This window comes from Kitasatospora sp. NPDC057518 (genome assembly GCF_042802075.1).
Taxonomy (GTDB): domain Bacteria; phylum Actinomycetota; class Actinomycetes; order Streptomycetales; family Streptomycetaceae; genus Kitasatospora.
Window position 1 is genome coordinate 21,980 of record NZ_JBHVEU010000037.1, and the last position, 10,563, is coordinate 32,542.

Genomic DNA, 10,563 nt, shown 5'->3' on the forward strand with positions numbered 1-10,563 from the left:
TCTTTTGTCCCGAAGGTCTGATTTGGTGAGGTTTTTCCTTGCCATCCGTCCGGAGCGGGGTTTGGCTGGAAGGCGACTGCGTGACCTCTCCGCCCCACTCCGGAAGGCTCGACCAGTGACTGCGAGAACCGTCGCCGGTCATGAGGACGCGGACCGCCGCCGCTGGTGGGCGCTGGCCGTCATCGCCACCGCCCAGCTCATGATCGTGCTCGACATCACCATCGTGAACATCGCACTGCCGTCCGCCCAGCGGGACCTGGGCATCTCGGACGCCGACCGGCAGTGGGTGATCACCGCCTACACGCTGGCCTTCGGCGGCCTGCTGCTGCTCGGCGGCCGGCTGGGCGACCTCTTCGGCCGCAAGCGCGTCTTCACCGTCGGCCTGCTGGGCTTCGCCCTCGCCTCCGCCCTCGGCGGTGCGGCGGTCGGCCCCGCCATGCTCTTCGGCGCCCGCGCCCTCCAGGGGGCGTTCGGTGCCCTGCTCGCCCCCTCCGCGCTGGGGTTGCTCTCCACCACCTTCTCCGATCCGCGGGAGCGCAGTACGGCCTTCGGCATCTTCGGCGCGATCGCCGGCGGCGGCTCCGCGATCGGCTTCATCGCCGGCGGCCTGCTGACCGAGTACCTGGACTGGCGCTGGTGCCTGTTCGTCAACGTGCCGATCGCCGCCGTCACCGCCTTCGCGGCCTTCAACGTGCTGAAGCGCGACCACGTCGGGAAGGGCCGCCGGCTGCGGCTGGACCTGCCCGGGGCGCTGCTCGGCTGCGGCGGCCTGCTGGCGATCGTCTACGGCACCTCCGAGGCCGTGACCAGGGGCTGGGGCGACGGCCTGGTGATCGGCCCGCTGGTCCTGGGCGTGGCGCTGCTCGCGGCGTTCGTCCTGGTCGAACGGCGCACCGCGCACCCGCTGCTGCCGCTGCACATCGTCGCCGACCGCAACCGCGGCGGCGGCGCGCTCTCGGTGGGCCTGGCGATGGTCGGCATGTTCGGCCTCTTCCTGTTCCTGACCTACTACCTCCAGGCCATCAAGCACTTCTCGCCGATCGTGTCCGGCCTGTCCTTCCTGCCCATGACGGTCGCCATCGTGCTGAGTTCGACGGGCTTCGCGGCCCGGATGATGACCAGGGTGCCGTCCCGGAACCTGATCGGCCCCGGCCTGCTGCTCGCCGCGGGCGGCATGGCCTGGCTGACCCAGATGCGGGTGGACAGCCCGTGGGCCGGCATGGTGCTGCCCGCCGAACTGCTGATCGGCTTCGGCATGGGCCTGGTGTTCATGCCGGCCATGAGCCTGGCCACCCTCGGGGTCGCCCCGAACGAGGCCGGCGCGGCCTCGGCCACCATCAACTCGGCGCAGCAGGTGGGCGGTTCGGTCGGCACCGCGCTGCTGAACACGGTCGCCGCGAGCGCCACCGCGAGCTTCCTGGCCACCCGGATCGCCGCCGACCCGGCGGTGCGGGCCCAGGGCGCGGTGCACGGCTACGTGGTCGCGACCTGGGTGGCGATGGGCGTGCTGCTGGCGGCCGCGCTGGTCGCGGTGCTGATGATCGACCACCGGCCGACCCCGGTCGCGGCCACCGCCGTCGAGGCCACCGTCGTCGAGGGCGGGGCGGAACCGGCGGCCGCGGTACGGGCGGTGGACGGGCGGCCGAGCCCGCGGGCCGTGGCCCGGGCCGACGTCAGGGCGAACGTCGGGACCGGGGCCGAGGTCCGGGCCGAGGCGGGCCCGGAGCGGCCACCCGCCGATTGAAATTTGCAGCAAGTCCTTGCAGTCAACCTCCGGCGCCTGCTTGACTCCTGGCCACCACCGTCCAGGAAGCAAGGAGGCGCCGCCGTGCCGTCCGAGACCGTTTCGCCCGAGGCCGCGCCGCCCGAGTTCGACCTGCTCGTCGTCGGCGGCAGCGGCGTGGACACCATCGTCCGGGTCGAGCGGCTGGAACTCCCGCCCGGCGACTCGCGGTTCGTCGAGCCGGTGCGGGACTACGTCGGCCACACCGGCAACGGCGTCGCCCTCGGCGCCCACCACCTCGGCCTGCGCACCGCGTTCATCGACTTCCTCGGCGACGACCCCCAGGGCGACCTGGTCCGCGCCCACTACGCGCGCCACGGACTGCACTTCGCGCACCTGGTGAGCCCGTACGGCACCCCGCGCGGGGTCAACCTGGTGGACCCGGAGGGCCGCCGGTTCTCCTTCTTCGACGGCCGCCACCCCGCCGACCTGCGGCTGCCGCGCGACTTCTGTCTGCCGTACGCCGAGCGCAGCCGGCACGTCCACCTGTCCATCACCGGCGTCAACCGGGACATGTACGGCGACCTGCACCGCTTCGGCCGCACCACCTCCACCGACCTGCACGACTGGGACGGCGCCGACCCGCACCACCGCGACTACGCGCTCGGCTCCGACCTGGTCTTCCTCTCGGTGGCCGGCTGCCGCGGCCGGCACGAGGAGGTGATGCGCGCGATCCTCGCCGAGGGGCGCGCGCGGGTGGTCGTCGCCACTGCCGGCGCCGAGGGCTGCCACCTGCTCACCCGGGACGACCCGGCGCCGCGCCGGCTGCCGGCCGTCGACCCGGGCCGTCCGGTGGTGGACACCAACGGCGCCGGGGACGCCTTCGTGTCCGGCTTCCTGTACGCCTGGTTCCAGGGCCGCCCGCCGCTGGACTGCGCCCGGGCCGGTACGGTGGCCGGGGCCTTCGCCTGCACCGCCGCCGGGACGCACACCGCTTTCGTCGGAGCCGCAGAACTGGACGCGGTGCTGACGCGCTGACGGTATTTCTCATCGAGCTCCAAGGAGCCGGTCACGCCCTTTCCAGGCTGAGGCGCCATAGTCGTTCACCGAACGACGCCACCGACCGCCCCGGCAGGAGAGACAGGCATGGGCAAGCACCGCCGCGAGGGTTCGCGCCGCCGCAGACTCCTGGCCCCGTCCCTGTTCACCGCGCTGTCCGCGGTGGCGGTCGCCGCGGTGCTGACCGGGACGCACGGGCTGGACCTGTCCGACACGACGGCCGCCGGGAAGGCGGCCCGCAGCACCCGTGCCGCCGTGCCCGTCCCGGCCACCGACCCGGCGGCGGTCGCCCCGCCCGCCCCGGTCGCGGCCCCCACGCCCTCCGCGGCGCCGACCGCCGACCCGACGGCCACCGCGACGGCCACCCCCGCCGCCGCGCCGGCCGCCCCGACCACCACCACCGCCGCCGCCGACGTCGCGCTCGGCACCACCGCCCCGGCGCCGGCCGGCGACCGCGAGACCGGGACGGTCGGCGCGCTGTTCAGCGGCACGCCGACGGCCGGCGACCACTTCTGCACCGCCAGCGTGCTGCACAGCGCCACCGGCAACCTGCTGCTGACCGCCGCGCACTGTCTCAGCAGCACCGACGGCGTCACCTTCGCCCCCGGCTACCGCGACGGCTCCGCCCCGTACGGCACCTGGCGGGTGACCGCGATCCACACCACCGCCGGCTGGTCCCAGAAGGGCGACGAGGACGAGGACTTCGCGATCCTGGAGACCGCCCCCAGCAACGGCCGCAACGTCGAGGACGTGGTCGGCGGCAACCGGCTGGGCACCGACGAGCCGTTCGGCGCCACCGTCCGCCTCTACGGCTACCCCGCCGACGCCGAGGCGCCCGTCCTGTGCACCAACACCACCGGGCAGCAGAGCGCCTACCAGCGGGTCGTCCACTGCCCGGCCTACCCGGGCGGCACCAGCGGCGGCCCGTGGATCAACACCGCCACCGGCGACGTGATCGGCGCGATCGGCGGCTACCAGCAGGGCGGCGACACCGACGACATCTCGTACAGCGCCCTCTTCGACCACACCATCGCGGACCTGTACACCCAGGCCGAGGCGGCCGCCTCCTGAGACACCGGGCCCGGACCCGGCCCCCACCCGGGCCCGGACCCGGACCCGGTCGCGCGTCCGCATACGACAAAGGCCCAGATCCGTGGATCAACTCCACTGATCTGGGCCTGACTTGCACTTCCTGCGAAGTGCCCCCGGTAGGATTCGAACCTACGCACCCGCCTCCGGAGGGCGGTGCTCTATCCCCTGAGCTACGGGGGCCTGTTGGCCTGTCGGTCGCTCGCGCTTCCGACGTGAGAACAGTACCAGGCTCCGGCGGTGGTCCGTGCACGGGTTTCCCCGAAGATCGTCCGGCCCGGGGATCGACCCGCGAATCGGGCGGCGGATCGACCCGGGGATCGGCCCGCGGATCGGGCCGTGTGCCGGGTGGGGGCGGAAGTGCCCAAAGGCCGGACGGGGCGGCGGGGCCGCCGATACCCTCGGTGAGGTGTCGGGAGTGTCCGGGCGGGTCCTCGTGGTGGACGACAGCGAGGTGATCCGCCAGCTGATCAGGGTCAACCTGGAGCTCGAGGGCTTCGAGGTGGTGACCGCCGCCGACGGCGCCGAGTGCCTGGAGGTCGTCCGCCGGGTGCGGCCCGACGTGGTGACGCTGGACGTGGTGATGCCGAGGCTGGACGGCCTGCGGACGGCTGCCCGGCTGCGCGCGACCCCGGACACCAGCCGGCTGCCGATCGCGATCGTGAGCGCCTGCACCCCGGCGGACCTCGACCTGGGGGAGACGGTCGGGGTGGACGGCTACCTCGGCAAGCCCTTCGATCCGGCCGACCTGGTGGCCCTGGTCCGGCGCCTGATGGGGCTCGCGGAACAGTCCGCCGGGCCGTCCGGCGGGCGCCGTGCCGGTCCGTCCGACGTAGTTCGCCCTGAGCGAACAGAGCGGACGGATCGCGGCTGAGACCCGGTAACCACGGCGCACCGGCGTCTCAACCGGTAAACCGGGTGGCGGGCGGGCACCCCGTCTCGCCTACGCTTGGCGTCGTGACCCCCGCAGACCTTTCCCAGGCAATCCAGGCCGCAGTGAGCTCCGCCGTCGAGGCGGGCGAGCTGGCCGTCGCCGTGCCCGAGCACGTGACGGTCGAACGGCCCAAGAACAGGGACCACGGCGACTACGCGACCAACGTGGCCCTCCAGCTCGCCAAGGCGGCCGGCAAGCCGCCGCGAGCCGTTGCCGAGCTGCTGGCAGACCGCCTGCGAGGGATCACCGGCGTCGCCAAGGTCGACATCGCCGGTCCGGGCTTCCTGAACATCACCCTGGACACCGCCACCGCCGGCGCGCTGGCGCGCACCGTCGTCGAGGCGGGCGAGGCCTACGGCCGCAACGAGGCCCTCAAGGGCCTGAGGATCAACCTGGAGTTCGTCTCCGCCAACCCGACCGGCCCGATCCACATCGGCGGCGTCCGCTGGGCCGCCGTCGGCGACTCGATGGCGCGCGTGCTGCGGGCCTCCGGCGCCGACGTCACCACCGAGTACTACCTCAACGACGCGGGCGTGCAGATCGGCAAGTTCGCCGCCTCGCTGCAGGCCGCCGCGAACGGCCGCCCGGCGCCCGAGGACGGCTACGTCGGCGAGTACATCGTCGACATCGCCAAGGCGCTCACCGACGCGATCCCCGGCGTGCTCGACCTCTCCGAGGAGGAGCAGCTCCAGGTCTTCCGCACCGAGGGCCTCAAGCTCATGGTCGCCGAGATCAAGCGCTCGATGGACGAGTTCGGCACCCACTTCGACGTGTGGTTCTCGGAGAAGACGCTGCACGACTCCGGCGCGGTCGAGAAGGCCATCGACCGGCTGCGCGAGCAGGGCCACGTCTTCGAGCAGGACGACGCGGTCTTCCTGCGCACCACCGACTTCGGCGACGACAAGGACCGCGTCCTGGTCAAGGCCGACGGCGACAAGACCTACTTCGCCGCCGACGCCGCGTACTACCTGTCCAAGCGGGACCGCGGCGCCGAGGTCGCGCTCTACATGCTGGGCGCCGACCACCACGGCTACGTCAACCGCCTCAAGGCCATCGCGGCCTGCGCCGGCGACGACATGGACCACAACATCGAGGTGAAGATCGGCCAGTTCGTGAAGATGCTTCGCGACGGCGAAGAGGTCCGCATGTCGAAGCGGGCCGGCAACATCATCACGATCGACGACGTGATCGAGTGGATCGGCGTGGACGCCGCCCGCTACACCCTGGCGCGCTCCTCCACGGACTCGACGATCACGCTGGACATCAACCTGCTGACCAGCCAGACCAACGAGAACCCGGTCTTCTACGTCCAGTACGCGCACACCCGGATGTGCGGCGTGGCCCGCAAGGCCGCCGAGCTGGGCGTGGACAAGGGCACGGTCGAGCAGTTCAAGCCCGAGCTGCTCGCCACCGAGTGGGAGTCCGACGTGCTCGGCCACCTCGCGGAGTTCCCGCGGGTGCTGGCCACGGCCGGCGAGCTGCGCGAGCCGCACCGGGTCGCGCGCTACCTGGAGGACCTCGCGGGCAAGTACCACCGCCTGTACGAGAACTGCATGTTCCTGCCCAAGGGCGACGAGGAGCTCTCCGACACGCACCGCGCCCGCCTCTGGCTGGTCGAGGCGACGCGCACCGTGCTCGCCAACGGACTCACGCTCCTGGGCGTGACGGCGCCCGAGCGGATGTAGGCACCACCCCCAAGCGCACGGCGGGGGCGGCTGACGGTCAACGTGGACCGTCGCCGCCCCTCGCCATAGGTCTCGAAGGATCTCCGAAGATGAGTCGCTCCGCACACCCGGCAGGCCCCCGTCACGGCGACGTCCTGCCCGAGGGCCACTACCAGGCCCCGCCCGCCGACCTGAACGCGCTCGACCCCAAGGTCTGGTCGCGCACCGTCGCCCGGAACGCCGAGGGCGTGGCGACCGTCGGCGGCATCGACGTCAAGCGGCTGGCCGCCGAGTTCGGCACCCCCGCCTACGTGCTGGACGAGGAGGACTTCCGGTCCCGGGCGCGCGCCTGGCGGGACGCCTTCGGCACCGGCGCGGACGTCTACTACGCCGGGAAGGCGTTCCTCTCCAAGGCCGTCGTGCGCTGGCTGCACGAGGAGGGCCTCAACCTCGACGTGTGCAGCCCGGGCGAGCTGGCGGTCGCCCTGGCCGCCGGGATGCCGCCGGAGCGGATCGCGCTGCACGGCAACAACAAGTCGGCGGACGAGCTCGAGCACGCGGTGAAGACCGGCGTCGGGCACATCGTGGTCGACTCCTACGAGGAGATCGGGCGCCTGGCCGCGATCGCCGCCCGCCAGGGCGTGCGCCAGCAGGTGCTGATCCGGATCACCGTCGGCGTCGAGGCGCACACCCACGAGTTCATCGCCACCGCGCACGAGGACCAGAAGTTCGGGCTGTCCCTCACCGGGGGGGCGGCCGCCGAGGCGGTGCGCCGGGTGCTCGGCCACGACAGCCTGGAGCTGCGCGGCATCCACTCGCACATCGGCTCGCAGATCTTCGACATGGCGGGCTTCGAGGTGGCCGCCCGCCGGGTGGTCGGCCTGCTGGCCGGGATCCGCGACGAGCACGGCGTCCAGCTGCCCGAGATCGACCTCGGCGGAGGCCTCGGCATCGCGTACACCAGCGAGGACGACCCGCGCGAGCCGGCCGAGATCGCGGCCGCGCTGGCCGACATCGTCCGCCGCGAGTGCGCCGCCGCGAACCTGGACGCCCCCCGGCTGAGCGTGGAGCCGGGCCGGGCGATCGTCGGCCCGACGGCGTTCACGCTGTACGAGGTCGGCACCGTCAAGCCGCTGGAGGGCCTGCGCACCTACGTCAGCGTGGACGGCGGGATGTCCGACAACATCCGCACCGCGCTGTACGACGCCGAGTACTCGGTGGCCCTGGTGTCGCGCACCAGCGACGCGGAGCCGATGCTGGTGCGGGTGGTCGGCAAGCACTGCGAGTCCGGCGACATCGTCGTCCGGGACGCCTTCCTGCCGGCCGACCTGGCCCCGGGCGACCTGATCGCGGTGCCCGCCACCGGCGCCTACTGCCGGTCGATGGCGAGCAATTACAACCACGCCCTCAAGCCCCCCGTGCTCGCCGTCAGGGACGGTGCGGCGCGGGTGATCGTCCGGCGCGAGACGGAGGAGGATCTCCTGCGTCTGGATATCGGATGACGAAATCCTCGTCTCAGATCATGGAACGACCGTAGATCCGTACGGAAAGTCCCGGAGACTGGTAGAGACCGAAGTTCCCGGCGGTCCAGGAAAACCCGCCGGAAATTACCGAAGCAGAAGAATGCAGAGCGGAGTCGGATGATGCGTACGCGCCCGCTGAAGGTGGCGTTGCTGGGTTGTGGTGTGGTGGGCTCCGAGGTGGCGCGCATCATGACGACGACGGCCGACGACCTCGCCGCTCGCATCGGCGCTCCGGTCGAGTTGGCCGGGATCGCGGTCCGCCGGGCCGGGCGGACCCGCCCGGGCGTCCCCGAGCACCTGATCACCACCGACGCCGAGGCCCTGGTCAACCGGGGCGACATCGACGTGGTGGTCGAGGTGGTGGGCGGCATCGAGCCCTCCAAATCGCTGACCCTGTCCGCCTTCCGGCAGGGCGCCTCGGTGGTCAGCGCCAACAAGGCGCTGCTCGCCAAGGACGGCACCGAGCTGCACGCCGCGGCCGCCGAGGCCGGGGTGGACCTGTACTACGAGGCCGCGGTGGCGGGCGCGATCCCGCTGCTGCGCCCGCTGCGCGAGTCCCTCGCGGGGGACAAGGTCAACCGGGTGCTGGGGATCGTCAACGGCACCACCAACTTCATCCTCGACAAGATGGACACCACCGGCGCCGGCTACTCGGAAGCGCTGGAGGAGGCCACCGCGCTGGGCTACGCCGAGGCCGACCCGACGGCCGACGTCGAGGGCTTCGACGCCGCCGCCAAGGCCGCGATCCTGGCCGGCATCGCCTTCCACACCAAGGTCACCGCGGCGGACGTCTACCGCGAGGGCATCACCGAGGTGACGGCGGCCGACATCGCCTCCGCCAAGGAGATGGGCTGCGTGGTCAAGCTGCTCGCGATCTGCGAGCGGGCCGCGGACGGCGAGTCCGTCACCGCGCGCGTCCACCCGGCGATGATCCCGCTGTCGCACCCGCTGGCCTCCGTCCGCGAGGCGTACAACGCGGTGTTCGTCGAGGCCGAGGCGGCCGGCCGGCTGATGTTCTACGGCCCCGGCGCGGGCGGCTCGCCGACCGCCTCCGCGGTGCTCGGCGACCTGGTCGCGGTCTGCCGCAACAAGCTCGCCGGCGCCACCGGCCCCGGTGACTCGGTGTACACGCGGCTGCCGGCCAAGCCGATGGACGAGGTGGTCACCCGCTACCACGTCAGCCTGGACGTGGACGACCGCGCGGGCGTGCTCGCCCAGGTGGCATCCGTCTTCGCCGAGCACGGCGTCTCCATCGACACCGTGCGCCAGCAGGGCCGCGACGGCGACGCCTCGCTCGTCGTGGTCACCCACCGTGCCACCGACGCCGCGCTGTCGGCGACGGTCGACAAGCTCCGCGCGCTGGACAGCGTGCGGGACGTGGCCAGCATCATGCGGGTCGAAGGGGAATAAGGAACCAGCCATGAACGCCGTTGCCGAGAACGTCGTCCGAGGCGCGCACACCCACCAGTGGCGCGGCCTGATCGAGGAGTACCGGGACCGCCTGCCGGTCACCGCGGCCACCCCGGTGGTCACCCTGTTGGAGGGCGGCACGCCCCTGGTCCCCGCCCAGGTGCTCTCCGAGCGCACGGGCTGCGAGGTCTACCTCAAGGTCGAGGGCGCCAACCCGACCGGCTCCTTCAAGGACCGCGGGATGACGATGGCCATCTCCAAGGCCAAGGAGGAGGGCGCGCAGGCGGTCATCTGCGCCTCCACCGGCAACACCTCGGCCTCCGCCGCCGCGTACGCGGTGCGGGCCGGGATGGTCTCCGCGGTGCTCGTCCCGCAGGGCAAGATCGCCCTCGGCAAGATGGGCCAGGCGCTGGTCCACGGCGCCAGGATCCTCCAGGTCGACGGGAACTTCGACGACTGCCTCACCCTTGCGCGTGAACTGTCCGAGAAGTACCCGGTGGCGCTGGTCAACTCGGTCAACCCGGTGCGGATCGAGGGCCAGAAGACCGCGGCCTTCGAGATCGTCGACATGCTCGGCGACGCCCCGGACATCCACGTCCTGCCGGTCGGCAACGCGGGCAACATCACCGCGTACTGGAAGGGCTACCGCGAGTACGCGGCCGACGGCCTCGCCACCCGCACCCCGCGGATGTGGGGCTTCCAGGCCTCCGGCTCGGCCCCGATCGTGGACGGCGCGCCGGTGCTCAAGCCGCAGACCATCGCCACCGCGATCCGGATCGGCAACCCGGCCTCCTGGGACTTCGCGCTCGCCGCGCGGGACGAGTCCGGCGGCCTCATCGACAAGGTGACGGACCGTCAGATCCTGTCCGCCTACCGGCTGTTGGCCTCGCAGGAGGGCGTCTTCGTGGAGCCGGCCTCGGCCGCCTCGGTGGCCGGTCTGCTGGCCAAGGCGGAGGCCGGCCTGGTCGACCCGGGCCAGCGGATCGTCTGCACCGTGACCGGCAACGGCCTGAAGGACCCGGACTGGGCGGTGGCCGGCGCGCCGCAGCCGCAGATCGTCCCGATCGACCCGGAGGCGGCCGCCCGCAGCCTCGGACTGCTCGACCGGTAAAGGGTCCTGACGCCCCGACGGGCCGACCCTTTCGAGGGTCGGCCCGTCGG

At 72.5% G+C, this 10,563-nt stretch carries 8 protein-coding genes and 1 tRNA gene; 8 read left to right on the forward strand and 1 reads right to left on the reverse strand.

Annotated features, from left to right (window positions below; translation table 11 throughout):
- Window positions 1-199: 199 nt before the first annotated feature.
- From ACFU7Z_RS06270 to ACFU7Z_RS06280, 3 genes are all read left to right on the forward strand, one after another.
- Window positions 200-1,744, forward strand: a complete 1,545-nt coding sequence (locus ACFU7Z_RS06270; RefSeq protein WP_380776555.1) for an MFS transporter — start codon at window positions 200-202, stop codon at window positions 1,742-1,744.
- 84 nt (window positions 1,745-1,828) lie between these two features.
- A complete protein-coding gene (locus tag ACFU7Z_RS06275) occupies window positions 1,829-2,761 on the forward strand; it encodes a carbohydrate kinase family protein (protein WP_380776549.1) in 933 nt (310 codons plus the stop codon).
- A gap of 108 nt (window positions 2,762-2,869) precedes the next feature.
- Window positions 2,870-3,853 carry a trypsin-like serine peptidase gene (locus ACFU7Z_RS06280; protein WP_380776551.1) on the forward strand — a complete coding sequence of 328 codons (984 nt, stop codon included), beginning with the start codon at window positions 2,870-2,872 and terminating at the stop codon, window positions 3,851-3,853.
- 129 nt (window positions 3,854-3,982) lie between these two features.
- Here ACFU7Z_RS06280 and ACFU7Z_RS06285 read toward each other — a convergent pair.
- A tRNA-Arg gene (locus ACFU7Z_RS06285) sits at window positions 3,983-4,054 on the reverse strand.
- A 235-nt stretch (window positions 4,055-4,289) separates the two neighbouring features.
- Here ACFU7Z_RS06285 and ACFU7Z_RS06290 point away from each other — a divergent pair.
- The 5 genes from ACFU7Z_RS06290 (at window position 4,290) to thrC (ending at window position 10,513) form a co-directional block, all read left to right on the forward strand.
- Window positions 4,290-4,745: a response regulator gene (locus tag ACFU7Z_RS06290; RefSeq protein WP_380776557.1), complete on the forward strand. Its 456-nt coding sequence runs from the start codon at window positions 4,290-4,292 to the stop codon at window positions 4,743-4,745.
- Window positions 4,746-4,828: 83 nt separating this feature from the next.
- Window positions 4,829-6,490, forward strand: a complete 1,662-nt coding sequence (argS, locus tag ACFU7Z_RS06295; RefSeq protein ID WP_049655895.1) for an arginine--tRNA ligase — start codon at window positions 4,829-4,831, stop codon at window positions 6,488-6,490.
- A gap of 89 nt (window positions 6,491-6,579) precedes the next feature.
- Entirely contained in the window at window positions 6,580-7,971 is a 1,392-nt protein-coding gene (gene lysA, locus ACFU7Z_RS06300) for a diaminopimelate decarboxylase (RefSeq protein WP_074001448.1), read from the forward strand.
- A gap of 138 nt (window positions 7,972-8,109) precedes the next feature.
- Entirely contained in the window at window positions 8,110-9,402 is a 1,293-nt protein-coding gene (locus ACFU7Z_RS06305) for a homoserine dehydrogenase (protein WP_380776553.1), read from the forward strand.
- A gap of 10 nt (window positions 9,403-9,412) precedes the next feature.
- Window positions 9,413-10,513, forward strand: a complete 1,101-nt coding sequence (gene thrC, locus ACFU7Z_RS06310; protein ID WP_049655889.1) for a threonine synthase — start codon at window positions 9,413-9,415, stop codon at window positions 10,511-10,513.
- Window positions 10,514-10,563 lie beyond the last annotated feature (50 nt).